The 22,708-nt window shown below is 68.7% G+C and carries 22 protein-coding genes and 1 pseudogene; 10 read left to right on the forward strand and 13 right to left on the reverse strand.

The features are described from left to right. Positions 1-85 precede the first annotated feature (85 nt). Entirely contained in the window at positions 86-604 is a 519-nt protein-coding gene (locus KV203_RS04540) for a DUF4245 domain-containing protein (RefSeq protein ID WP_066468500.1), read from the forward strand. Here KV203_RS04540 and KV203_RS04545 read toward each other — a convergent pair. Genes KV203_RS04545 through KV203_RS04555 form a run of 3 tightly spaced genes read right to left on the reverse strand, consistent with a single transcriptional unit; the run spans position 585 to position 2,676 of the window. After that, complete coding sequence (locus tag KV203_RS04545; RefSeq protein ID WP_066468498.1) at positions 585-872, reverse strand: exodeoxyribonuclease VII small subunit; 288 nt, start codon at positions 870-872, stop codon at positions 585-587. The genes KV203_RS04540 and KV203_RS04545 overlap by 20 nt on opposite strands. Beyond that, a complete protein-coding gene (xseA, locus tag KV203_RS04550; protein ID WP_066468496.1) occupies positions 869-2,149 on the reverse strand; it encodes an exodeoxyribonuclease VII large subunit in 1,281 nt (426 codons plus the stop codon). The genes KV203_RS04545 and xseA overlap by 4 nt, the downstream gene beginning before the upstream one ends. Next, positions 2,146-2,676 carry a lipid droplet-associated protein gene (locus KV203_RS04555; RefSeq protein WP_066468494.1) on the reverse strand — a complete coding sequence of 177 codons (531 nt, stop codon included), beginning with the start codon at positions 2,674-2,676 and terminating at the stop codon, positions 2,146-2,148. Before KV203_RS04555 ends, xseA begins: the two co-directional genes overlap by 4 nt. A 64-nt stretch (positions 2,677-2,740) precedes the next feature. On the opposite strand from KV203_RS04555, the gene KV203_RS04560 reads away from it, so the two are divergent. After that, positions 2,741-3,745 carry a 4-hydroxy-3-methylbut-2-enyl diphosphate reductase gene (locus KV203_RS04560; protein ID WP_066468491.1) on the forward strand — a complete coding sequence of 335 codons (1,005 nt, stop codon included), beginning with the start codon at positions 2,741-2,743 and terminating at the stop codon, positions 3,743-3,745. Positions 3,746-3,756: 11 nt separating this feature from the next. On the opposite strand, the gene KV203_RS04565 is transcribed toward KV203_RS04560, so the two are convergent. Both KV203_RS04565 and KV203_RS04570 read right to left on the reverse strand, forming a co-directional pair. After that, positions 3,757-4,746, reverse strand: a complete 990-nt coding sequence (locus tag KV203_RS04565; protein ID WP_157079731.1) for a DUF6542 domain-containing protein — start codon at positions 4,744-4,746, stop codon at positions 3,757-3,759. Positions 4,747-4,766: 20 nt separating this feature from the next. After that, the gene (locus tag KV203_RS04570; RefSeq protein ID WP_066468487.1) at positions 4,767-5,879 is read right to left on the reverse strand and encodes a DNA recombination protein RmuC; all 1,113 of its coding nucleotides are present in this window, start codon (positions 5,877-5,879) and stop codon (positions 4,767-4,769) included. Positions 5,880-5,978: 99 nt separating this feature from the next. Between KV203_RS04570 and KV203_RS04575 the strand changes: the two genes are divergently transcribed. Beyond that, positions 5,979-7,148 (forward strand): exonuclease SbcCD subunit D, encoded by a 1,170-nt coding sequence (locus KV203_RS04575; RefSeq protein WP_066468485.1) that lies wholly within the window; start codon positions 5,979-5,981, stop codon positions 7,146-7,148. After that, positions 7,145-10,075, forward strand: a pseudogene (locus KV203_RS04580) (AAA family ATPase); the annotation flags it as partial. The gene KV203_RS04575 and the pseudogene KV203_RS04580, both read left to right, overlap by 4 nt. 14 nt (positions 10,076-10,089) lie before the next feature. Here KV203_RS04580 and KV203_RS19560 read toward each other — a convergent pair. The 4 genes from KV203_RS19560 to KV203_RS04595 are packed head-to-tail and all read right to left on the reverse strand — an operon-like array spanning position 10,090 to position 14,314. Continuing rightward, positions 10,090-11,283 carry an AI-2E family transporter gene (locus KV203_RS19560; RefSeq protein ID WP_066468483.1) on the reverse strand — a complete coding sequence of 398 codons (1,194 nt, stop codon included), beginning with the start codon at positions 11,281-11,283 and terminating at the stop codon, positions 10,090-10,092. A 33-nt stretch (positions 11,284-11,316) separates the two neighbouring features. Further along, on the reverse strand, positions 11,317-11,826 hold the full coding sequence (locus KV203_RS04585) for a methylated-DNA--[protein]-cysteine S-methyltransferase (RefSeq protein ID WP_066468780.1): 510 nt from the start codon (positions 11,824-11,826) through the stop codon (positions 11,317-11,319). A 7-nt stretch (positions 11,827-11,833) separates the two neighbouring features. Further along, positions 11,834-12,022: a YbdD/YjiX family protein gene (locus KV203_RS04590; protein WP_066468481.1), complete on the reverse strand. Its 189-nt coding sequence runs from the start codon at positions 12,020-12,022 to the stop codon at positions 11,834-11,836. A 12-nt stretch (positions 12,023-12,034) separates the two neighbouring features. Next, on the reverse strand, positions 12,035-14,314 hold the full coding sequence (locus KV203_RS04595; protein ID WP_066468778.1) for a carbon starvation CstA family protein: 2,280 nt from the start codon (positions 14,312-14,314) through the stop codon (positions 12,035-12,037). An 85-nt stretch (positions 14,315-14,399) separates the two neighbouring features. Here KV203_RS04595 and KV203_RS04600 point away from each other — a divergent pair, with 85 nt between their 5' ends. Together KV203_RS04600 and ychF are read left to right on the forward strand one after the other, a co-directional pair. Beyond that, on the forward strand, positions 14,400-16,697 hold the full coding sequence (locus KV203_RS04600) for a galactose oxidase-like domain-containing protein (protein WP_066468480.1): 2,298 nt from the start codon (positions 14,400-14,402) through the stop codon (positions 16,695-16,697). 68 nt (positions 16,698-16,765) lie between these two features. Continuing rightward, on the forward strand, positions 16,766-17,845 hold the full coding sequence (gene ychF / locus KV203_RS04605; RefSeq protein WP_066468477.1) for a redox-regulated ATPase YchF: 1,080 nt from the start codon (positions 16,766-16,768) through the stop codon (positions 17,843-17,845). A 60-nt stretch (positions 17,846-17,905) separates the two neighbouring features. Here the strand turns inward: ychF and KV203_RS04610 are convergent, their stop codons facing one another. Beyond that, positions 17,906-18,151 carry a DUF2630 family protein gene (locus KV203_RS04610; RefSeq protein ID WP_066468474.1) on the reverse strand — a complete coding sequence of 82 codons (246 nt, stop codon included), beginning with the start codon at positions 18,149-18,151 and terminating at the stop codon, positions 17,906-17,908. Positions 18,152-18,179: 28 nt separating this feature from the next. Continuing rightward, positions 18,180-19,409 carry a CaiB/BaiF CoA transferase family protein gene (locus KV203_RS04615; RefSeq protein WP_066468472.1) on the reverse strand — a complete coding sequence of 410 codons (1,230 nt, stop codon included), beginning with the start codon at positions 19,407-19,409 and terminating at the stop codon, positions 18,180-18,182. A 139-nt stretch (positions 19,410-19,548) separates the two neighbouring features. On the opposite strand from KV203_RS04615, the gene KV203_RS04620 reads away from it, so the two are divergent. After that, positions 19,549-20,649 (forward strand): oxidoreductase, encoded by a 1,101-nt coding sequence (locus KV203_RS04620; RefSeq protein ID WP_066468470.1) that lies wholly within the window; start codon positions 19,549-19,551, stop codon positions 20,647-20,649. A gap of 10 nt (positions 20,650-20,659) precedes the next feature. On the opposite strand, the gene KV203_RS04625 is transcribed toward KV203_RS04620, so the two are convergent. Beyond that, positions 20,660-21,169, reverse strand: a complete 510-nt coding sequence (locus tag KV203_RS04625) for an aminoacyl-tRNA deacylase (RefSeq protein ID WP_066468467.1) — start codon at positions 21,167-21,169, stop codon at positions 20,660-20,662. A gap of 84 nt (positions 21,170-21,253) precedes the next feature. Here KV203_RS04625 and KV203_RS04630 point away from each other — a divergent pair, with 84 nt between their 5' ends. Together KV203_RS04630 and rsrA are read left to right on the forward strand one after the other, a co-directional pair. Continuing rightward, positions 21,254-21,985, forward strand: a complete 732-nt coding sequence (locus KV203_RS04630) for a sigma-70 family RNA polymerase sigma factor (RefSeq protein ID WP_246600920.1) — start codon at positions 21,254-21,256, stop codon at positions 21,983-21,985. After that, positions 21,982-22,257 carry a mycothiol system anti-sigma-R factor gene (gene rsrA, locus KV203_RS04635; protein WP_066468466.1) on the forward strand — a complete coding sequence of 92 codons (276 nt, stop codon included), beginning with the start codon at positions 21,982-21,984 and terminating at the stop codon, positions 22,255-22,257. Before KV203_RS04630 ends, rsrA begins: the two co-directional genes overlap by 4 nt. Before the next feature lie 50 nt (positions 22,258-22,307). Here the strand turns inward: rsrA and KV203_RS20055 are convergent, their stop codons facing one another. Next, positions 22,308-22,382, reverse strand: a complete 75-nt coding sequence (locus KV203_RS20055; protein ID WP_372456759.1) for a 50S ribosomal protein bL37 — start codon at positions 22,380-22,382, stop codon at positions 22,308-22,310. 107 nt (positions 22,383-22,489) lie between these two features. On the opposite strand from KV203_RS20055, the gene KV203_RS04640 reads away from it, so the two are divergent. Continuing rightward, positions 22,490-22,705: a biotin/lipoyl-binding carrier protein gene (locus tag KV203_RS04640; RefSeq protein WP_066468465.1), complete on the forward strand. Its 216-nt coding sequence runs from the start codon at positions 22,490-22,492 to the stop codon at positions 22,703-22,705. Positions 22,706-22,708: the final 3 nt, after the last annotated feature.

Here is a 22,708-nt window from a genome sequence, read left to right on the forward strand (position 1 = left end):
GCAGGTCGACTGCCGCCGGGAACGGCCTGGAATACTCGGGCTCGTGGCCCGCGATCGACCTCGATTCCTGCGTAGTCAGCGTGACATGGTTTTTTCGCTTGCTCCGCTGGTCCTGCTCTGTCTGGCATTCGCCGGGCTGGTCAGTCAGTGTCAGTTCGCGCCCGGCGGCCCGACTCAGGGGCAGATCCCGAACTTCGATGTGCACGCCGCGCTGCGCTCGGACGCCGAGTCGCTGAACTTCCCGATTCGGGATCCGCAGGTGCCGGCGGACTGGCGGTCCAACTCCGGCAGTCAGGGCACCGTGGGCGGCGATCGGATCGCCAGCACGGTCGGTTTCATCACGCCGCCCGGCCATTACCTGCAACTCACCCAGAGCGATGCCGACGCCGACGACCTGGTGTCGTTCGTCGCCGGGCAGCGCAGCGTCACGGGCTCGCGCGAGATTGCCGGCCGCCGCTGGGCGATCTATGCCGAGCCGGGCAGCGAACAGGTCTGGGTCACCGACTTCGGTGCGGCCCGGGTGTTGCTCCGCGGGTCCGCCGACGACGCCGAATACACCACGCTGGCGACCTCCGTCGGCGCGGCTACCCCGCTTGCCCGGTAGGCGTGCCGCGGTCCGATTCGGATCGATCGGGATCCTCGGCGGCGTCGAGTGCGGTCGCGATCCGGCGCCGCGCGCCGGCGAGATGTTCCTCACATCGGTTGGCCAACGCCTCTCCTCGCTCCCAGAGGGCGAGAGAAGCGTCGAGGTCCAGGCCGCCCTGTTCGAGCGCCTTCACCACGTCGACCAGCTCGTCGCGCGCCTGTTCGTAGCCCAAGGTGGCGATCTCGCCGGCTGTCGGGTCCGCGGCCGAACCGTTCCCGGTGGTCATGAATTGTCCCTTTCGAGCTTGTCGCTGCCGAATGTGTCGTTGCCGAGTGTCGCGGCGCGCAACGCGCCGTCGCCGACCCGGATGCGTAGCTGGCTGCCGGGCGGTGCGTCCGTCACCGAGCGAACCACGGCCATGTCGGCCGGGCCGGCAACCCGTTGCACCACCGCGTAACCCCGGGCCAGGGTCGCCGCCGGGCCCAGCGCGGCGACTCGTTCGGACAGGTGAACCACCCGGGTGGCCTCGGTCTCGGTCGCGCGTCGGATGTCCCGTCGAGCCGCTGCCCGGAGCTGGGCGATCTCGTCGTTGCGCTCGTCGATCCGGCGCATCGGCTCGGCCAGCACCGGACGGCTGCGCACATGAGCCAGGGTCGCCGTCTCGCGTTCGACCCAGCCGCGCAGTGCGGCGGCGGACCGGGCACGTAGTTCGATCACCCGAGTCTGCTCGGCAGCCGCGTCGGGTACCACATGTTTCGCGGCATCGGTCGGTGTGGCGGCGCGCAGATCGGCGACGTAGTCGCTCAACGGGTTGTCCGGTTCGTGTCCGATCGCGCTCACCACCGGCGTCCGGCAGGCGGCGATCGCCCGGCACAGCGTCTCGTCGGAGAACGGCAGCAGGTCCTCCACGCTGCCGCCGCCGCGGGCGAGGACGATCACCTCGACAGCCGGGTCCCGGTCCAGATTGGCCAACGCGCCGAGGATCTGTGGAACTGCGGTCGGACCTTGCACCGGAACGTTTCGAATCACGAACTCGACTGCCGGCCAGCGGTTTCGGGACACCGCGAGCACATCGCGTTCGGCGGCGCCGGCCCGGCCGGTGATCAGGCCGACCGCCCGGGGCAAGAACGGCAGCGGTCTTTTGCGCGCCGGATCGAACAGGCCCTCCGCGTTCAGCAGGGCCTTCAGCCGCTCCAGCCGGGCAAGAAGCTCACCGATCCCGACGGCCCGGATCTCGCTGATCCGAAACGACACCTGCCCACGTCCGGTATAGAACGCGAGCTTGCCGTACACGATCACCCGGCTGCCCTCGGTGAGCGGGACCGGCGCCGCGTGCAGCAACTCGGGCGGGCAGCTGACCGACAGGGACATATCGGCTGCCGGATCGCGAAGGACCAGATAGGCCGCACGTGGCCGGATGGTGATCTGGGTCAACTGACCCTCTACCCAGACGCTGCCGAGGCGGTCGATCCACTGGGCGATCTTGATCGCGACGGTTCGGACCGGCCAGGGTTGATCGGCGGAGTTGTCGGTTCGCGTGTCCGGTGCGGCGGCCTCGGTCACGTCGCGGTCGCGGTCGCGATCCGATTCGTCAGCATGGTCACGAACGGTGCCCGAGCCAAGGTCACCTCCTCGTAGGCGAGCAACTCGGCCAGCTCCGGTGCCGAGATGTCGGGGAGCCGAGCACGCAGCTGAGCCAGGGTGAGTGACGCGTAATCGATTCGTTCGGCGACCGCCGGTTCCGCAACCGTGCTGCGGTCCGACCCGTTGACCGGTGCGGTGGCTGCGGTCGGCGGCATCGAATAGAGCGCGAACCGACCCGGCGTGGTGTTCGATGTCGTCGGCTCGTCGTCGTCGAACGTGGCCCACTCGGGTTGTTCGACCGGTTGATCGGTCCATCGGCTCAGCGCGGTATCGCCCTTGATTGCCAGGCTGGTGATGAACTGCTGAAGATGCATCGCGTTCTGTGCCGTGCTGCTGAGCGCGGTCATCGGCAGCTTCACCACCGCACCGGGTAGTTTGCGGGCTTCCTCGGCTGCATAGACCGCAGCTCCGGCAGCGAGTCGGGCCAGGAACGGGGGACGAGCCATGCTCCCAAGCCTGCCCGATGATCCAGACGATGGGTAGCGCGGGGTGGGCCGTATCGTGGGTCGCATGGCGGATCAGGTCACGCTCGATGTCGGTATCGTCCGGACCGCTACCGGCGGAGCCACCGGCAAACGGGTGTTGCTGGCCGAACCGCGCGGTTACTGCGCCGGGGTGGATCGGGCAGTGGAGACCGTGGAGCGGGCGCTGGAAAAGCACGGCGCGCCGATTTACGTACGCAAAGAGATCGTGCACAACCGGCACGTCGTGCAGACCTTGGCCGAGCGCGGAGTGGTGTTCGTCGAGGAGACCGACGAGGTGCCGATCGGCGGGCTGTTGGTGTTTTCGGCGCACGGAGTGTCGCCGGCCGTACATCGCTCGGCCGCCGAACGAGAACTGCGCACGATCGATGCGACCTGCCCGCTGGTGACCAAGGTGCACCAGGAAGCGAAGCGCTTCGCCCGGGACGACTACGACATCCTGCTGATCGGGCACGAGGGGCACGAAGAGGTCGAGGGCACCGCCGGTGAGGCGCCGGACCACGTTCGACTGGTCGACGGTCCGGACGCCGTGGACGCGGTGACCGTGCGGGACGAATCGAAAGTGGTCTGGCTGTCCCAGACCACGCTCAGCGTGGACGAGACCATGGCAACCGTCGCTCGGCTGCGGGAGCGATTTCCGGATCTGCAGGATCCGCCGAGTGACGACATCTGCTACGCGACGCAGAACCGACAGGTGGCGGTGAAGGCGATGGCGGCCGAGTGCGACCTGGTGATCGTGGTCGGTTCGCGTAACTCGTCGAATTCGGTGCGCTTGGTCGAGGTGGCGTTGGGTGCCGGCGCCGGCGCGGCTCATCTGGTGGACTATGCACGCGAGGTGGATCCGGCCTGGCTTGCCGGGGTGGCGACGATCGGCGTCACCTCCGGTGCCTCGGTGCCGGAGATTCTGGTGCGGGGTGTGCTCGACCTGCTCGCCGAGCACGGGTTCGGTTCGGTGCTTCCGGTCACCACCGCCAACGAGACGTTGGTATTCGCGTTGCCCCGCGAGCTGCGGGAAGCTCGCGCGCAGCGCTGACGCCGCGAGTATCAGTAGTCCGAGTAGCGCGCCTGTGCGGTGCGTGGCTCGGCCATCGGTGTTGCGTAATTCTCGGCGGGGTCGAGAGCGCGATCGGCGCGCGCATGTCGGCCCGGCGCGGGATTTCGCACCGGAAGAGCCGCCGAGCGGTAGTCGGTCGACCCGGCGAAGTACTGCTCGGGCCGAGGTGACGTGGTCACCGGCTGGGGTGGAGAGTCGACCGGGAACGGCGCCCACCCGGCGCCCGGGCCTCGCGGTGCCGCTCGTGCAGCGGGATCGACATGACGCTGTCCGCGTCCGCCGCCCGGCCGGGCCACTCGGGATTCGGCTCGGGTCGGTAGGCGATCGGTGGCCGGCGGCCGCTCCGGTTTCCCGTCTCGTCGGCCGGTGGGCTGCTCGCCCGGATAGGTCGAGGTAGCTTGCCGGCCGTTCTTGGTTCGGCTGCGCCGGCCGCTTGTCTGTCCGCCGCCACGAGGTCGGTCGCGTCGCTCGGTGGGCCCTCGGCCACGCGGCCGCCGATCGACGACACGACGGCCCGATCCCGACCGCCCATCGGTGCCGTCCGGACGTTGGTGGACCAGGTAGATCCGCAAGGCCCCGACCGCGACGGCGGCGGTGGTGGCCATCAGCATCATCGGGAATCGGTTGACCAGCGGTATGGCGACATTGAGCGCAATGTTCTTCAACGACGTGGAACCACCCTCGGTGAAATATTGATACGCGAGGGGCACCGCGACGAACAGCAGCAGCGGGGGTTGCACCATCGCCGTGAACAAGGCCCGGTACCGCACGAAGCATGCCGCTACGACACAGCCACCGATGAAGAAGACCTCGAACACCCGGGTCAGGTCGGAGCCGGTCGCCGCGTCGATGAGAAAGCCGACGAGCATGAATGCGACCGCCACCAACACTGCGCCGACGGCCGGCACTCCCGGCACCGAAGGAACGATCGACTGCGCCGCGACGTCGACTCCGGAGCGCGCTCGTCGGGAAACTGCCACAACACGACATTAACTGTTGATCATCGAATTTCATCGTCGGCGCCAGTTGTTGATCTTGAATTGGCCGAGTTGTCGGTGTTGTGCTCAGCTGGCGTGCTCGGGTCCGGTCCGCCGGATACCGGGCGTCGGGTAACCCGTCGGGTCGGCGACACCGGGCTCTCGAACAGCTCGAGACCGGCGAGTTCGCGGGCGGTGGCCAAAACCCGATCGTCGGTGGCGACCACCACGCGATTGAACGCGTCGACCGACTTGCCCAGCTGAGAGCCCAGTCGGTCGAGATCCCGACCGACGACACCGATCCGCTCGTAGAGCTCGCGACCCAGCCGCTGGATGGTCGCCGCGTTCTCCGAGAGGGCCTGTTGTCGCCAGCCGTGTGCGATGGTGCGGAGCAGCGCGATCAGCGTCGTCGGTGTAGCAAGGATCACATTCCGGCCGAAGGCGTGGTCGAGCAGTCCGGCGTCGGTGGACAGCGCCGCGTCGAGGAACGCGTCGCCGGGCAGGAACAGCACCACGAACTCGGGTACCCGATCGAATGCGGCCCAATACCGTTTCGCCGCGAGCTGGTCGACGTGACCGCGCAACGCCTGCGCATGTCGAGCTCGATGCCGGGTCCGCTCGGCCGGTTGTTCGGCTTGGATCGCGTCCAGATATGCATCGAACGGTACTTTGGCATCGACCACGATCCGGCGGTCACCCGACAGCCGGACCACCAGATCCGGGCGGCGACCATCGATCTCGATCTGCGTGTCGAAGTCGCAATACCGGGCCATCCCGGACAACTCGACGACCCGTTCCAGCTGGATCTCACCCCAGCGGCCGCGGGTCTGCGGAGAGCGCAGCGCGGCAACCAGCTGACCGGTCCGTTCCGACAACAGCTCGGAGGTGCGCTGCATCCCCGCGACCTGCTCGCGCAGCCCGGCGTAGGACTGGGTCCGGTTCTGCTCGACCAGGTCGATGTGTTCGGTCAATTCGTCGAGTGCATTCCGCAACGGATCGACCAGCGTGCCGATCCGGCCGCTCAGCTCGTCCTGCCGCCGCCAGACGGTCCGGCCCACGTACTCGCGCAACAGCCAACCCAGCGCGATACCGCAGCCGAGGGTCAGCAGCAGAACCGAGGCGGTCGAAGTCGTCATGGGTCGATGGTGCCGCGCCCCACCGACAGAAACGTCCGCACGGGTGTTCGACGGCGTGGTCGGACGAGTCTGTCGGTGGCTTCCCTTACCGTCGGCGCCATGCGGATCTTGCATACCTCCGATTGGCACATCGGCCGAACGCTGCACGGCGTCGACCTGCTCGCCGACCAAGCCGCGGCGCTGGCCGCCATCGCCGATCTGGTCGGTACGCACGGCGTCGATGTGGTGGTGGTGCCCGGCGACATCTACGACCGCTCGGTGCCCGGAGTCGAGGCGATCACCGTCTGTAACGACGGCTTGGCGGCGATCCGCGCCGCCGGGGCGCACATCGTCGCGACGTCCGGAAATCACGACTCGCCGGCGCGGCTCGGGGCCGGCGCAGCTTTTGCCGCCGCGGGCGGGCTGCATCTGCGTACCCGCGTCGCCGATGTTGCCGATCCGGTCCTGCTCGCCGATGCGGACGGCCCGGTCGCCTTCTACGGCATCCCCTACCTGGAGCCGGACCTCGCTCGCGGCGAGCTCGACGTCCCCGACGCTCGCTCGCACGCAGACATCTTGACGGCGGCGATGGCTCGGATCCATGCCGACCGCGCCGGCCGCCCGGGTATTCGGTCGGTCGTCCTGTCGCATGCCTTCGTGCAGGGCGGTGCGGCCGCGGGGTCCGAGCGGACGATCGCGGTGGGGGGAGTGGAGACGGTGCCGGCCGAGCTGTTCGCGGGGATCGACTACGTCGCGCTCGGTCATCTCCACTCGCCGCAGACCATCGATCCGCGGATCCGCTACTCGGGGTCACCATTGCCGTACTCGTTTGCCGAGGGAGCGCAGGCCAAGGCGGTCTGGATGATCGATCTCGACGAGGTCGGCGCCGTGACCGTCATACGGCACGACCTCCCGGTATCGCGGCAGCTCGCCCGGATCACCGGCGAGCTCGATCAGCTGCTGACCGATTCGGCGCTGTCGCGGTTCGAGGATCATTACGTGTCGGCGGTGCTGACCGACCCGACCCGGCCCGCCGACCCCATGCGCCGGCTGCGTGCCCGCTTCCCCCATGCCGTGCATCTCGAGTGGGAGCGTCCGACGGCGGGTACCCAGTTGTGCTACCGCGAACGGGTGCGGGGCCGGTCCGACCTGGAGATCGCGCGGCGGTTCGTCGCCGACGTGCGGGACCGCGCGACGCCGGGCGAGCTCGACTGGCTGGACCGGGCGCTGACCGCGGCAGCGGTGGAGTCCGAGCATCCGGGCGATGCGACCGAACGGCAGTCGGCGTGAGGCTGCATCGGCTGGAGATGACCGCATTCGGCCCGTTCGCCGGCACGGCGGTGGTGGATTTCGACGAGCTCGGCGCCGACGGGGTGTTCTTGTTACACGGCCAGACCGGCGCCGGGAAGTCGACCGTGCTCGACGCCGTTGCCTTCGCGCTCTTCGGCACGGTGCCCGGCGTCCGGCGGGAAGCGAAGCGGCTGCAGTCCGATCATGCTGCGGCGACGGTCGCACCACAGGTTGCACTCGAGGCGACGCTGGCCGGTCGACGGTTGCGGATCGTCCGGCGGCCGGAATTTCGACGGCCGAAACGGCGTGGTGACGGGGAGCGGGTCGAGCCGGCCCGAGCCACGCTGGAGTGGCTGGACGGGAGCGGGGTGCATCTGAGCCGGATACCCGAGATCGGTGATGCGGTGAACGCTCTGCTCGGGATGAGCGCCGACCAGTTCTTCCAGGTGGTTTTGTTGCCACAGGGGGAGTTCGCGCGATTCTTGCGGGCGGAAAACGAAGACCGCGAAGCATTGTTGGGGCGATTGTTCGCGACCGAGCGGTTTGCCGTGGCCGAGCAATGGCTGGCCGACCACCGGCGGGCGAGTGCGGCCGACCTCGCCGATCGAGGACAGCAGATCGAGCGGCTGGTATCGCAGATCTGCCAGGTCGCGCAGACGGCCGGACCGGACGAACCGGCCGGCGCGGTTCGCTGGGCAGCCAACTGTCTCGACCGAGCCCGGTCTGCAGTGACCGAGGCTCAGCAAGCTCGCATGCGCAGCGACCGGGCGGCGCGGCAAACGTCGGCCGCGTTCGCCGCGACCCAGCGCACCGCCGACGCCCAGCGCCGGGCCGCCGATGCGCGTCGATGTCTGGCCGAGTTGGCTGCGAGTGCGGCCGACCATGTCGGCGTCGCCGACGAGCTGGCGGCCGCCCGACGCGCCGAGCCGGTCGCCACGCACATCGCAGACGCGCACGACGCGCAGGCCGCTGCGGATGCCGCCGCTCGGGCGCAGACCGCGGCCACCGCGGACCTCACGGCAATTCCGGGCGGCGCCGACGCCCTCGACGATCCGGAAACAGCAGCGCACAGGTGGAGCACCGAGCTCGGCGGCCTGGAGGCGCTGGCCGCCGATGCGCGGCGGGCCGACGAGCTGTCGCTGCAGCACGATGAATGGTCGGATCACCATCGCCGATTGTCTCGCCGGCGCGACCAGCTGGTAGCTCGAATCGCCGCGGTGCCGGCCGAGTTGGCCGTCGCCGAGCAGGCCTCCGCCGAGGCCGCCGCGGCAGCGGGGGCGCTGGCCGGCCATCGCGTCGAGGTCGAACGCAGCACCGACGCACTCCACGCGGCGCAGCGGCTGATCCCGCATCGGCAAGCCCGGCAGACGGCCGCGACGCGGGTCGCCGATTGCCGGACCGAGCATGCCGATGCGCGTGAACGGCTACTCGATCTCCGTGAGCGGCGGCTCGCGGGAATGGCCGCCGAACTCGCTGCCGGACTCGCCGACGACTCGCCCTGCGCGGTGTGTGGATCCCGGGTTCATCCGGCCCCCGCCGCGCCGATGGCCGGGTCGGTGCGGGATGCGGACGAACGGGCCGCCGTTCGCGCCGAGGCGGCCGCAGCCGGTGCATTGGCCGCGGCGGTCGCGGCGCTTGCCGAGCTCGATCGAGAGATCGAGGCGCTCGTGGCTCGCTGTGCCGACGCTGACCCAGGACTGCTGGCAGAGGTATCGACCGCCGCCCGGCGCCGGCTTGCCACCGCGTCCGCGGCGGCCGATCGGGTCGACGGGCTGCTGGCCGAGGTTGCCCGACTGCGCGAAGAACAGGCAGGCGGATACGAGCAATGCCGGGCGGTCGAGGCCGAACTCGGCTCGACCGTCGAGCGGATCGAGGCGAACGGCCGGCAGATCGCGGAGATCCGGGCGCGGGTCGTGGCAGCATGTGGCGCTGACGACGGGCTCGACGCCCGGCAACGTCGACTGGGCCGGTTGATCCGGGCGGCCGGTCGGTTGCAGGCAGCCCGTGCCACGGCGGCAACGACCGCGACGGTCGCGGTCCGAGCCGCGGAGCGGGCGGTCGAGCGAGCGCGAGTAGCGGGTTTCGCCGGTTCGGACGACGTTGCGGCCGCGATTCGTCCGGCCGGGCGGGTCGCCGAGTTGGCGGAGTTGCTGGCGGTGGTCGAGCGGCGCCGAACCAGCGCCGAGGCGGTCTTGGCCGAACCGACGGTCGTCGCGGCTGCGGCGGCACCGGAGGCCGATCTCGATCGGTGTGCGGCCGCAGTGGCGGACGCCGAACGGGTTCGGGACACGGCGATCGCGGTCGCCGACCGCGCGGAGCAGTGTGTTCGCCAGCTGGAGGAACTGATCGTTCCGCTGACGGCCGCCGTCGAGGCACTTGCTCCGGTGCAGGCCCGGCATTCCGAGCTGGCCGAGATCGCGGAAGTGGTCGCCGGTCGAGGCAGCAACTCGCGCCGGATGACGCTGCGGTCCTACGTACTGGCCGCCCGCCTGGAGGAGGTCGCCGTGGCGGCCTCGATCCGGTTGCGCAGTATGACCGACGGCCGCTACGAGTTCGTCCACTCCGACGACGCGGGCCCGCGTGGACGCCGTGGCGGATTGGGTCTGCATGTGCGCGACGACTACACCGGAACGATTCGGCCGGCGAAGACGCTCTCCGGCGGCGAGACGTTCATCGCATCTCTTGCGCTGGCACTCGGTCTGGCCGACACCGTGGCCGCGGAATCGGGCGGCCGGGTCTTGGACACGCTGTTCATCGACGAGGGTTTCGGTTCGCTCGACGACACATCGCTCGACGCGGTCATGGGGGTGCTCGACGAGTTGCGTGCCGACGGCCGAGTGGTCGGGATCGTCAGCCATCTCGACGAGCTACGTCAGCGAATCCCGACTCGACTGCATGTCGTCCGGGGGCGCAACGGATCCCGACTCATCGGGCCGAACGATCACTCGGCGGGCGCCGGCGAGGTGGTCACCGATTCTTCCTCACCGAGTTCGTCCTGGCCTGATTCTTCCGCGCCGAACTCGTCGCCGGCCGTGGTCAGGAGATCGACCTGCTCGCCGAGATAGCGGAGCACCACTGCGGCGACGGCGGTGACCGGGACGGCGAGGAAGGCGCCGACGATGCCGTACAACGACCCACCGGCCGTGACCGCGAGCAGCACGACCACCGGATGCAGGTTCATGCTCTTGCTCTGCAACATCGGCTGGAGCACGTTTCCTTCCACCTGCTGAACCACGATGATCAGCACCAGGACGATCAAAGCCGTCGTAAAGCCCTTCGTGACCAGTGCGATCAACACCGCCAACGTGCCGGCGACGAAGGCGCCGACCACCGGAACGAAACCGGCGACGAAGGTGATCACCGCCAAGGCGAGCGCCAGCGGGACGCGCAGGATCATCAAGCCGCCACCGATCAGCACCGCGTCGACGAGGCTGACCACCGCCTGAGTCCGGATGAAGCCGCCGAGGGTGATCCAGGCCCGGCCGAGCACGATCTCCAGATGACGCCCGGTCCGTGGGCCGGCGTGCCGGTTCAGCCAGGGCAGAAACTGTGGCCCGTCCTTCACGAAGAAGAAGCTGAGAACGAGCACCAGGAACAGCGTGATCAGGACCGACGTCGCCGTGCTGACCCCGGTGAACACCCCGGATGCGATCGACGACGCACTCGACTGCACCCGGCTCACGATCGCGTCCACCGCCGAACCCAACTGCTCGTCGCCGATGTTCAACGGCGGGCCTTGAAGCCAGTCCCGGACCTGGTTGACGCCCGTCGTGGCCTGGTCGGCGATCTCCGGGACCTGGCTCACCACCGTCGGAACGATCAGGGCGATCACCCCGACCAGAACACCGATCATCGCCACCAAAGCGAGGCTCGCGGCCGCGGCCGCTGGGAGCCCGACGTTGCGCAGGACTCGGACGACCGGCCAGAGCACCGTGGCGACGATCACCGCCAGGACCACCGGCAGCAGGATGACCCAGAACTCGCCGATCGACCAGGCGAGCACCCACGCCGCCGCGGCGATCACGATCAAGCAGGTCGACGCGAGTGCCAGCTGGACCACCGCGCGACTGACGACATTGGAACGATCCGGCAGGATCGATTCGGTGGACTTCGGCATCTCGGTCGCCTCGGACATCGCACCAGCATGCCACCTCGGGTCGGCGTCGGATCAGGCCTCGTGTGCCGGCAGCCAACGCTTGACCGGCAGACCCCAGCGAAACCCGCCGAGCGCTCCGCCGGTCCGCACCACCCGGTGGCACGGGACGAACAGCGCGGCGGCGTTGCGGGCGCAGGCGTTGGCCGCCCCCCGGGCCGCGGCCGGCCGGCCGGCGAGCGCCGCGAACTCGGCGTAGCTGACCGGTGCTCCGGCGGGCACCGTTCGCAGGACGGCCCAGGCGGTGGTCAGGAACGGTCCGGATACCTGCCGGACCGCAACGGTATCGATGACGGCGAGCTCGCCCTCGTGATACGCCACAACCGCCTCGGTGAGGTTTGCCAGACGGGCGCGCCGGACGTCGGTCGGCCGCAGTGTCGGGTGGATCAGCGGTATCAGCGCGTCGAGTTCGTCGGTCCACCCGGAAGCGAGGACCGCGCCGTCGGCAGCCGTGATCGCGCTGAACGGGCCGCTCGGGGTGTCGACCGTGGTGTATCCGGCGATGTGGTCACCGGTGATGGGCATCATCGTCTCAGCAACACCGAGTCTTCGGGTCGGTCTCGGCGGCGGCGTAGCGCTCCCGCCAGTACCTCCGCTCGTCGAGCACTGCGCTGCCCGGATGGTTGCGGCGCATGTGGTCGAGGTAGGCGGCGTAATCGTGGTCGCCGAGCACCGACGTGAACCACCACGTGAGCCCGCGCAGGGCGGTCCGGATACGCATGATCGGCGCCGGTCAACGAGCCGCGCCGGGTGCCCGGATGGTCCCGGCGGCGATCAGCTCGTCCCATTCGTGCTGCACCGCTCGTTCGGCTGGAGTGGCGACGAATCCGCTCGGCGCAAAGATCCTGGACGGTTCCTCCGGCGCTTCGGTGGTCGGCGCCCCGCCGCTGCGCAGTGCACGCAGACACACCCGGGCGCCGGCCAGCGCAACGATCAACACCAACACCGCGAACAGGATCGACAAGGTGCCCTGGATGAACGTGTTGCGCACGATCTTCTCCACGTCGGCCGGGCTCTTCGCGGTCAGGCAGAGCGTGCCGGCATCTTGTGCGGCCTGGCAGAGGCTGTGCTGCTTCCAGTAGCCCAGGCGCGGATCGGCGGAGAAGATCTTCTGCCAGGACGCCGTCATCGTCACGGTGAGATCCCAGACCAGCGGGATCGCCGGAATCCAGGCCCAGCGCAACATCCCTTTCTTCACCACGATGGTCAGCACGACGGTGAGTGCGATGGCCGCCAGCAACTGGTTGGCGATGCCGAACAACGGGAACAGCGTGTTGATCCCGCCCAGCGGGTCGGACACGCCCATAAGCAGGATGGAGCCCCACGCGGCGACGACGATCGCCGAGCCGATCCAGGCGCCGGTCCGCCAGGAGGGGTCTTTGAACTTCGCCAGCGGACCGCCCAAGTTGCCCAGTGTGTCGGTGAGCATGAACCGGGCGACCCGGGTGCCGGCGTCGATGGTGGTGAGGATGAACAACGCCTCGAACATGATGGCGAAGTGGTACCAGAAGGCCCGCAAGCTCTCGCCGCCGATGAATCGGTGGAAGATCTCCGACATCCCGATCGCAAACGTCGGTGCGCCGCCGGTGCGCGAGATCATCGTTTTCTCGCCGACATCGGTGGCCGCGTCGGCCAGTTCGTCCGCGCTGATCGGGGGCCCGGCCAGGCCGAGTCCGTTCACGTACTGCGCGGCCTTGTCCGGGGTGCCGCCGGTTGCCGCGGCCGGGGCGTTGATCGCGAAGTAGAGGTGCTGATCCAGCACGCACGCAGCGATCAGCGCCATCACCGCGACCAGTGACTCGGTGAGCATCCCGCCGTAGCCGATCATCCGGGCCTGTGACTCCTTGGCCAGCAGTTTCGGCGTCGTCCCCGATGCGATCAGGGCGTGGAAGCCGGACAGGGCACCGCAGGCGATGGTGATGAACAGAAACGGGAAGAGCGAACCGGCGAACACCGGGCCTGCGCCGGACCCGGCGAACGAGGTCACCGCCGGCATGTCCAACACGGGCCGCACAATCAGGATGCCGAGCACCAGCAGCAGGATCGTCCCGACCTTCATGAAGGTGGACAGATAGTCGCGTGGTGCCAGCAAAAGCCACACCGGTAGCACCGAGGCGAGGAAGCCGTAACCCACCAGCAGCAGCGACAGGGTGGTCGGGGTGAGGGTGAACCAGTCCGCGCCCCAGCCTGATTCGCCTACCCACTTGCCGGCCACGATCGCGAACAGCAGCAACACGAAACCGATCAGCGACACCTCCGACACGCGGCCGGGCCGCAGGTACCGCAGGTACACCCCCATGAACAGTGCGATCGGGATCGTCATCGCGATCGAGAACACTCCCCACGGGCTGGTGGCCAGCGCGTTTACCACCACCAGCGCCAGCACGGCGAGCAGGATCATCATGATCACCAGTACCCCGACCAGCGCGGCGACGCCGCCGACCACACCGAGTTCGTCGCGGGCCATCTGGCCGAGGCTGCGCCCGCGCCGGCGGTTCGATGCCCAGAGCACCAGGTAGTCCTGCACCGCGCCGGCGAACACCACGCCGACCACGATCCAGATGACGCCCGGCAGGTACCCCATCTGCGCCGCAAGAACCGGCCCGACCAGCGGTCCGGCGCCCGCCACCGCGGCGAAGTGGTGGCCGAACAGGACCCGACGGTCCATCGGGAGATAGTCCTTGCCGTTTTCCAGCACCTCGGCGGTGGTCGCCCGGTCGTCCCGCGGACGCACCACGCCGTATTCGATCAGCCGGGCGTAGAAGCGGTAGGCGATCACGTAGGTGCAGGTCGCGGCGAGCACGAGCCAGATTGCGTTGACGTGCTCGCCCCGGACGATCGCGATCATCGCCCAGGCCACCGCCCCGACCACGGCGACCCCGGCGAACAGTGCCTTCTTCGCCGGGGTTATCGGGGACCGGTCGATCACCCCGACCGGTGGCAGGTCCGGATCGGTGCGTAGGTACTCGATCGCGTCGGCCGGCCGGTCGGCTCGGACATCGTCGACGGTCATGGTGACCTCCCGGTGGAATTCGCGCTGGATCGAAATGTGCGCTGGATCACTGTAGGGCCGCGGGTCGACGGCGTTCAATGGAGGCATGGCAGGGGGCTATGTAGGAATTCCCGATTGGTTTGCCTGGGAGAACCAGGACTGCGGGATCGCGGTTGCGGACCTCACCGGCGACGGGCGGTCGGATGTCGTGGTCCTGATGGTGGACAACCCGGTCGGGCAGAACGCCGGGCAGTATCGGATCGGCCGCACGCTCGGCGGCGCCGGTGAGGTCGCGTCCTGGACCGCGTGGCGGCCGATCCCGGACTGGTTCGGTTGGGAGAATCAGGGGGCCGGGATCGCGCTGGCGGACCTGGACGGCAGCGGACAGCCGGACCTGATCGTCTTTGTCGTCGACAACCCGCCGCAGCAGAATCAGGGCTACTACCGGATCGGCCGGAATCTGCGGGCGGACGGTTCGGTGGCGTCCTGGACCCCGTGGATCGCCGTCCCGGACTGGTACGGCTGGGAGAACCAGGGCGCGGACATCGCTGTCACTCGGCTCGACGGTGAGCCGACTCTGGTGCTGCTCACCGTCGACAATCCGGGTGGGCAGAACACCGGCCAGTTCCGGCTCGGCAAGGGCCTGCGGGTCGACGGTTCGGTGCGCGCCTGGACCCCGTGGGTCGGTGTGCCGGATTGGTGGGGCTGGGACAACCAAGGTGCCGGGATCGCGGTGACCGATCTGGACGGTGACGGGCGGCCGGAACTCATCGTGCTGGCGGTGGACAACCCCAACGAGCAGAACGCGGGGGTCTACAGCATCGGCTGGGGCCTGGATGGTTCGGGGCACTGCGTCGACGGGTGGGGCGTCTGGTCGCATGTCGACGATTGGTGGGGTTGGGACAATCAGGGCGCTGCGCTCGACGTGGTCGGCGGCGAGCTGGTGCTGCTCGCCGTGGACAACCCGACCGGTCGAAATTCCGGCCTGCTCCGAGTTTTCGCTGTCGAAACGCAGCTCGAGCATGCCGCGCACATGGGGGTGTGGCGACTGCTCGACTTCGACACCGAGATCAACCCGGTGCACGCCGCGTTGCTGCACACCGGCGACGTCCTGTTCTTCGCCGGCTCCGGTAACGACGCCGACAAGCATGCGGCACATATCTTCCGGACTCGGGTATGGCACTATCCGCGGCCCGGTCTGGCGGCGCCGAGCACCCCGATCGACCTGTTCTGCGTCGGGCAGTCGTTCCTCGCCGACGGTCGGTTGCTGGCAGCCGGTGGCACCGAGCGCTACGACCCCTTCTACGGGCTGACCGACGCCCTGATCTTCGATCCGGGCACGCTGGCCTGGACCGCGATATCGGATATGGACTTCGGCCGCTGGTATCCGACGCTGGTGACCATGGGCGACGGGACGGTGCTGGCGGTGTCCGGTCTGGGCGCGGACAATCAGCTCAGCGTCGTCCCGGAATCGTTCGATCCAGCGACCGGGAGGTGGACCCGGCGGCCGGTGCCCGGACCGATCCCGATGTACGCGCACCTGGTCCTGCTCGCCGACGGCCGCCTGTTCTACTCGGGAGCCCAGTACGGCGGCAACAACGGTGTGCGGGCCTCGATCTGGGATCCGGCGACCGGTGCGCTGACCGAAGTTCCCGGACTGGCCGAGCCGGGCTCGCGCAACCAGGCGGCGAGCGTGCTGCTGCCGCCGGCGCAATCCCAGCAGGTGATGATCTTCGGTGGCGGCGGATACGACATGCACAGCCCGGCACCGGCACTCGCCGATACGCGGATCGCCGACCTGACCGCGGCGCCGGCGTATCGGCCGGGCCCGCCGATGGACCACGCCCGAATGCATGTCAGCGCGGTGCTCCTGCCCGACCGGACGGTGCTCGTGACCGGTGGTTCCGGGATGGAGGAGATGGCGCACGACGCACCCGATCACGCGCAGATCTACCATCCGGCCGCGGGTAACTGGACGCATACGGCGAAGTCCCGGGTGCCGCGGCTCTACCACTCGGTCGCGCTGCTCACCCCGGACGGCAAGGTGATCACCGCCGGGTCGAACCCGGTGCGCAAGTCGGAAGAGCTGCGCATCGAGGTGTTCTGGCCGCCGTATCTGTTCGCCGGCCGCCGCCCGACGCTGACGCTGTCTCGCGACCAAGCCCGCTACGGTGACCTCCTTGCGGTAACGATGACCGGCGGGGTGCGCCGGGTCGAGTTGATGCGCCCGGGTGCGTGCACCCACTCCTGCGATACCGAACAACGGTTGGTCGCGCTGGAGATCGTCGGAGGTGCGCTCCGGATGCCGACGAACCCGAATCTTGCTCCGCCCGGCTGGTATCAGGTGTTCGCCGTGAGCGCTGCGGGCGTGCCGTCGGTCGGACGCTGGCTCCATCTGACCTGACCGCGGCTACCTCGATGAGGCTGCCCGGGCCGAGCGCGTAGCTGCCCGGGGCGTAGAGTGCTGCGTCCGTGAGCCTGACCCTCGGCATCGTCGGCCTGCCCAACGTCGGCAAGTCCACCCTGTTCAATGCGTTGACCAACAACGACGTGCTGGCGGCGAACTACCCGTTCGCCACCATCGAGCCGAATGTCGGCGTCGTACCGCTGCCCGACCCGAGGCTGGCGCAGCTGGCGGAGATCTTTTCCGCCGAGCGGATCGTCCCGGCCACCGTGTCGTTCGTCGATATTGCCGGGATTGTCAAGGGCGCCTCCGACGGCGCCGGGCTGGGTAACAAGTTTCTCGCCAACATTCGTGAGGCGGACGCGATCTGCCAGGTGGTGCGGGTGTTCGCCGACGACGACGTGGTGCATGTGGACGGCCGGGTCGATCCGGCCGCCGACATCGAGGTGATCGAGACCGAGTTGATCATCGCCGACCTGCAGACCCTGGAGAAAGCGATCCCACGGCTGGAGAAGGAAGCGAAGGTCCGCAAGGAGCGCAAGCCGGTCGCCGAGGCTGCGGCTGCTGCCCGGGATGTACTGGACAACGGCCGCACGCTGTACGCCGCGCGCGCCGAGTTGGATACCTCGCTGTTGTCCGAGCTGACCCTACTGACCACCAAGCCGTTCTTGTACGTATTCAACTCCGACGAATCGGTCCTCACCGACGAGGCGAAGGTGGCCGCGTTGCGTGCGTCGGTCGCGCCCGCGGACGCCGTGTTCCTCGACGCAAAGGTCGAGGCCGAGTTGCTGGAGCTGGACGCCGAGTCGGCGGCGGAGTTGCTGGAGTCGATCGGCCAGCTGGAGCCGGGTCTGCACGCCCTGGCCCGCGCAGGCTTTCACACCCTGGGTCTGCAGACCTATCTGACTGCGGGGCCCAAGGAAGCCCGGGCCTGGACCATCCACCGCGGTGACACCGCTCCGAAGGCGGCCGGCGTGATCCATACCGACTTCGAGAAGGGCTTCATCAAGGCCGAGGTGGTGTCGTTCACCGACCTGGTCGCGGCCGGTTCGATGGCCGCCGCCAAAGCCGCGGGCAAAGTACGGATGGAGGGTAAGGACTACGTGATGGCCGACGGGGACGTGGTCGAGTTCCGCTTCAACGTGTAGCGGCCGTCCTGATTCGCCGGCCCCGACCGCGTGGTCTCCGAGTCTCCGGGCACCGGAGGGTCAGTTGAGGTAACCCTCGACCTCGTCGGCCGACCGCTCCTCGACACCATCCGGTTCGGCGCCGAACTCTCGTCGGGCGCGACGCCGGCGCAACAGGTCCCACAGCTGATCGAGCTGGGTTTCCAGGGCGTTGAGTCGTTCCTGTTCGGCGGCCGGGTCGATCTCACCGGCCGACAGCCGGGTCCGCAGCTCATGCTCTTCGGCGACGAGCGCGCTGATGTGCTCGTGGATTTCCGGGTCGGTCATGGTCCTTATCCTGCCCTGCCGCCGACGATCAGATCACGTTGGCATCGCGCAGTCGCTGCTGTTCGGCGAGATCGAGCCCGAGCAACGTCGCGTACACCTCGGCATTGTCGTGGCCCGGGGTCGGCGGCCCGGCGTTGCGGACGGTGCCGGGAGTGGCGCTGAACTTCGGCACCACGCCGACGCCGAGCACCGGTCGGCCGATTCGCTCGTCGTGATGGTCGACCAGCATCTCGCGGGCGTGCAGCTGTGGGTCGGCGACGACGTCGGCCACCGTGTTCACCCGCCCGGCGATCACACCGGCCTCGGCGAGCAGCGCGATGATCTCGTCCGCGGTACGGGTGCGCGACCAGTCGCCGATGATCGCGTCGAGTTCGTCCTGGTTGCGCCCGCGCGCTAGATGGTCGACGAACCGTGGGTCGTCGGCGAGCTCGGTTCGGCCGATCGCGGCGGCGAGCCGGGCGAACACGGTGTCCTGGTTCGCCGCGATCAGCACCCAGGTGTCGTCCTCGGTCGGGTAGAGGTTGGACGGCGCAATCCCGTCCAACCTCGTGCCGGACGGCCCGCGGACCACCCCGCCCATCGCGTAGTCCGAGATCGTCGACTCCTGGATGGCCAGACAGGCCTCGGTCAACGCGACGTCGACCACCTGACCTTCACCGGTGACCGACCGTCGATACAGAGCCGCCAGCACGCCCTGCGCGGCGAACATGCCGGCCAGGCTGTCGCCGAGGGACAGCGCCAGCCGGGGCGGTGCTTGGCCCGGATAACCGTTGAGATGCCTTAAGCCGCTGACTGATTCGGCGACGGAGGCGTAGCCGGGTAGATGCGCTTTCGGCCCGGTCTGGCCGTAGCCGGACACCCGGGCCAGGATTATCCCTCGATTGCGTTCGCGCAGTTGCCCATAGCCGAGATTCCAGCGTTCCAGGGTGCCCGGCCGGAAATTCTCGACCACCACGTCGCTGTGCTCGACGAGGTCCAACAGCAGTTCCCGGCCACGCGCGCTGCGGAGGTCCAGTGTGATCGACCGTTTGTTGCGGGCCAACGTGGTCCAGTGGAACCGATTGCCGTCGACTTCGGCCTGGCCCCAGGTGCGCAACGGATCCCCGCCACCACCCGGCGGTTCGACCTTCACGACATCGGCGCCCAGATCACCGAGCAGCCGTGCGCCGAACGGCCCGGCGATCAACGTACCGAGCTCGATCACCCGGACACCGGCCAAGGGGCCGGTGGTCGGTGGATTGTCAGGGGACGGCGGCATGGGTTGCAGGCTACGCGGGGTGCCGGTGGCTGGTTCGGCGCGACGAGCGGGGATAGTCTGCCCGGGCCGATCGATGCCGAGACTCGAGCTGCGGTGGGATCTGCTCGCCGAGTGACCGTCGGCAGCGAAAGGAACATCCGTGACCACAGAGGTGACCGACCTGCTCACCCCGACCTCGATCGGTTCGGTGCGGATACCGAACCGATTCGTGATGGCGCCGATGACTCGGATGTATTCACCGGGCGGTGTGCCCGGTGACGACGTCGCCCGGTACTACGCGCGCCGGGCGGCCGGCGGTGTCGGCCTGATCATCACCGAGGGTTCCTATATCCCCCATCCCGCGGTCGGGCCGAGTCGGCGAGTCCCGCACCTGTGGGGCGACGAGGCCGCGGCCGGCTGGGCCGGCGTCGTCGAGGCGGTGCACGCCGGCGGCGCGAAGATCTTCTCGCAGCTGTGGCATCTGGGGAGTGCTCGTGGCGACCAGCCGAAGTATCGGCCCGAGCAGCTGTCGGTCGGTCCGTCCGGCATCACGCCGAGCGGCGATCGGTCCGGAGTTGCCCTGACCGTCGCCGATATCGAGTTCCTGATCGAATGCTATGCGCACGCTGCCGAATTCGCCCGTGCGGTGGGATTCGACGGGGTGGAGATCCACGGCGCGCACGGCTACTTGATCGATCAGTTCTTCTGGTCGCGGACCAATCGGCGCACCGACGACTACGGGCGGCCGGGGGTGTTCGCCGAGCGGGTCGTTCGTGCGGTGCGCCGGGTAGTGGGCCCGGACTTTCCGATCGTCTTCCGCTACTCGCAGTGGAAAACGGGTGACTACGACGCCCGGATCGCCGAAACTCCGGATCACTTGGCGGCGCTGCTCGGTGCGTTGGTCGATGCCGGCGTCGATGCCCTGCATCCGTCCACTCGCCGGTTCTGGTCTCCGGGGTTCCCCGATCACGACCCGCAGCTCAGCCTGGCGGGGTGGACGCGGAAGCTGACCGGGCTGCCGACCATCGCGGTCGGTTCGGTCGGCCTGGACCGGGTATTCGCCGCCGCGGGTGTCGGTGTCGATGCGGCCGAGGTGACCGGCATCGACGAACTGCTCACCCGGTTCGAGCAGGGTGAATTCGATCTCGTGGCGGTCGGTCGTGCGCTGCTCGCCGACGCCGATTGGGTGGCCAAGCACGCCGCCGGTCGAGTATCGCAGATCCAGGCCTACGACCCGAGTCACATGCTGCGGTTGACCTGACCCCGGTGGGTCATCGAACGATGATGTCCGCCACGGTGGCGGCGGTGAGTCGGATCAGATCGTCGGGCGCGAGTTCGATCTCCAGCCCGCGCCGACCGGCGCTGCACAGCACCCGGTCCCAGGTGGTCGCCGAGCTGTCGATCACCGTCGGCAGCGGGGTTCGCTGACCCAGCGGGGAGATCCCGCCGACCACGTAGCCGGTCCGCCGTTGCGCGTCGCTCGGGTCCGCCAGTGTCGCCTTGCTCGCGCCGAGCGCCGTGGCGGCCGACTTCGGCGAGAGTGTGGTCGGCACCGGAAGTACAGCGACGGCGAGGGCCGGACCGGGCCACGCTCCACCGGAGAGTTGCAGGACCAGGGTCTTGAAGATCTGTGCCGGCACGACCCCGATGGTCGCTGCCAGGGCGTCGACCGCCGCATCGCCGTAGGCGGTCGTTCGTCGCTCGTGCCGGTAGCTGTGTACCCGATGCGCGACGTCGGCCGTCGTCAGTACCTTCGTCGCCGGGGTCGCCGAACCCACCATGGTCGGCGACCATAGCGGCCGGGAACACGAGCGCCGTCAGGTGTGTTCTATCGAGGCGACAACGACGGAGGAGGCAACGTGTCCATGCTCCTGCTCGACCGCCCGGTAGATTCGATCTCGATACCGAGCGAAGGGATCAGCGTGGCCGACACGGATGAGGACGGCACCACGAGCGCGGTGGCGGCGCCGGACGACGGATCGCCGGGCCGGCCGAACACCGATCTGGTGAGTCGGTTCGAGCGCGACGCACTCCCGCTGTTGGACCAGCTCTACGGTGCCGCGCTGCGCATGACCCGGAACCCGGCCGACGCCGAGGATCTGGTGCAGGAGACCTACGTCAAGGCATTCTCTGCGTTCGCCTCCTTCAAGGAAGGCACCAACCTGCGGGCCTGGCTCTACCGCATCCTGACCAACACCTACATCAACTCGTACCGGAAGAAGCAGCGTCAGCCGGCGCAGTATCCGACCGACGAGATCACCGACTGGCAGTTGGCGGCTACGGCCGAGCATTCCTCGACCGGACTGAGGTCGGCCGAGGTGGAGGCGTTGGACGCGCTGCCGGACGACGAGATCAAGGCCGCGTTGCAACAGCTCCCGGAGGACTTCCGGATGGCGGTGTACTACGCCGACGTGGAGGGTTTTCCGTACAAGGAGATCGCCGAGATCATGGGTACGCCGATCGGCACGGTGATGTCGCGGCTGCACCGGGGTCGGCGCCAGCTGCGCGAGCTGCTCGCCGACGTCGCACGAGAGCGTGGCTTCGTCCGGCAGGCTCCGGCGGGCGACGCCGAAGAGCAGTCGGAGGTGGCGCGGTGAGCGTCGACGACGGATACGAACTCGACTGTGCCGGGGTCATCTACGACGTCTGGCGAGTGCTCGACGACGAATGCGACCAGGTCTCCCGGCAGCGGCTGCAGCAGCATCTCGATCATTGCGTCGCGTGCCTCGAGACCTACGGCGTGGAGCAGCAGATCAAGGCCATGTTGAGCCGCAAGTGCGGCGGGGAGCGGGCGCCCGAGGCGCTGCGGCAACGGCTGACCGTGCAGATCCGCCAGACCGTGATCGTCCGTCGGATCGACCCCTCCTGACCGGCTGCCGCACCATCGCCACGTCGGCGGGTCGGTGCGGCAGCCACCGATCAGCTGTTCGGTCGTTTGCCGTGATTGGCGGCATTCTTTTTCCGGCTACGCTTCTTCCGGCCGCGCTTTCCCATGACGAATCGCTCCCTTCTCTCGCGGTCCGCTGTCCGGCTGCGATTGTTTCATGTGTGGTTTGCTGTACCGACCACAGCCCGCCGGGCGGGCCGGAAGAGGAGCACGTATGGCCGAGGATGTTCGGGCAGAGATGGTGTCCACCGTCTTCGAGATCGTCGCCACCGTCGGTGATCAGGTAACCGTAGGCGACACCTTGGTCATCCTGGAGTCGATGAAGATGGAGATACCGGTGCTCGCCGAGACCGCCGGGACCGTTGCGTCGATCGATGTCGCGGCGGGCGACGTGATCCAGCAGGGCGACCTGATCGCCGTTATCGGCTAGGAG

Source organism: Skermania piniformis (assembly GCF_019285775.1).
GTDB lineage: Bacteria > Actinomycetota > Actinomycetes > Mycobacteriales > Mycobacteriaceae > Skermania > Skermania pinensis.

Excerpts from the sequence above, each read along its gene's own strand:
- KV203_RS04555 (WP_066468494.1), bottom strand. The coding sequence starts at position 2,676 with ATGGCTCGTCCCCCGTTCCTGGCCCGACTCGCTGCCGGAGCTGCGGTC.
- KV203_RS04570 (WP_066468487.1), bottom strand. The coding sequence starts at position 5,879 with ATGACGACTTCGACCGCCTCGGTTCTGCTGCTGACCCTCGGCTGCGGT.
- KV203_RS04600 (WP_066468480.1), top strand. The coding sequence starts at position 14,400 with ATGGCAGGGGGCTATGTAGGAATTCCCGATTGGTTTGCCTGGGAGAAC.
- KV203_RS04560 (WP_066468491.1), top strand. The coding sequence starts at position 2,741 with ATGGCGGATCAGGTCACGCTCGATGTCGGTATCGTCCGGACCGCTACC.
- KV203_RS04540 (WP_066468500.1), top strand. The coding sequence starts at position 86 with ATGGTTTTTTCGCTTGCTCCGCTGGTCCTGCTCTGTCTGGCATTCGCC.
- KV203_RS04590 (WP_066468481.1), bottom strand. The coding sequence starts at position 12,022 with ATGCGTATCCGGACCGCCCTGCGCGGGCTCACGTGGTGGTTCACGTCG.
- KV203_RS19560 (WP_066468483.1), bottom strand. The coding sequence starts at position 11,283 with ATGTCCGAGGCGACCGAGATGCCGAAGTCCACCGAATCGATCCTGCCG.
- KV203_RS04625 (WP_066468467.1), bottom strand. The coding sequence starts at position 21,169 with ATGGTGGGTTCGGCGACCCCGGCGACGAAGGTACTGACGACGGCCGAC.
- KV203_RS04640 (WP_066468465.1), top strand. The coding sequence starts at position 22,490 with ATGGCCGAGGATGTTCGGGCAGAGATGGTGTCCACCGTCTTCGAGATC.
- KV203_RS04585 (WP_066468780.1), bottom strand. The coding sequence starts at position 11,826 with ATGCCCATCACCGGTGACCACATCGCCGGATACACCACGGTCGACACC.
- KV203_RS04615 (WP_066468472.1), bottom strand. The coding sequence starts at position 19,409 with ATGCCGCCGTCCCCTGACAATCCACCGACCACCGGCCCCTTGGCCGGT.
- KV203_RS04630 (WP_246600920.1), top strand. The coding sequence starts at position 21,254 with ATGCTCCTGCTCGACCGCCCGGTAGATTCGATCTCGATACCGAGCGAA.
- KV203_RS04610 (WP_066468474.1), bottom strand. The coding sequence starts at position 18,151 with ATGACCGACCCGGAAATCCACGAGCACATCAGCGCGCTCGTCGCCGAA.
- KV203_RS04595 (WP_066468778.1), bottom strand. The coding sequence starts at position 14,314 with ATGACCGTCGACGATGTCCGAGCCGACCGGCCGGCCGACGCGATCGAG.
- KV203_RS04545 (WP_066468498.1), bottom strand. The coding sequence starts at position 872 with ATGACCACCGGGAACGGTTCGGCCGCGGACCCGACAGCCGGCGAGATC.
- KV203_RS04575 (WP_066468485.1), top strand. The coding sequence starts at position 5,979 with ATGCGGATCTTGCATACCTCCGATTGGCACATCGGCCGAACGCTGCAC.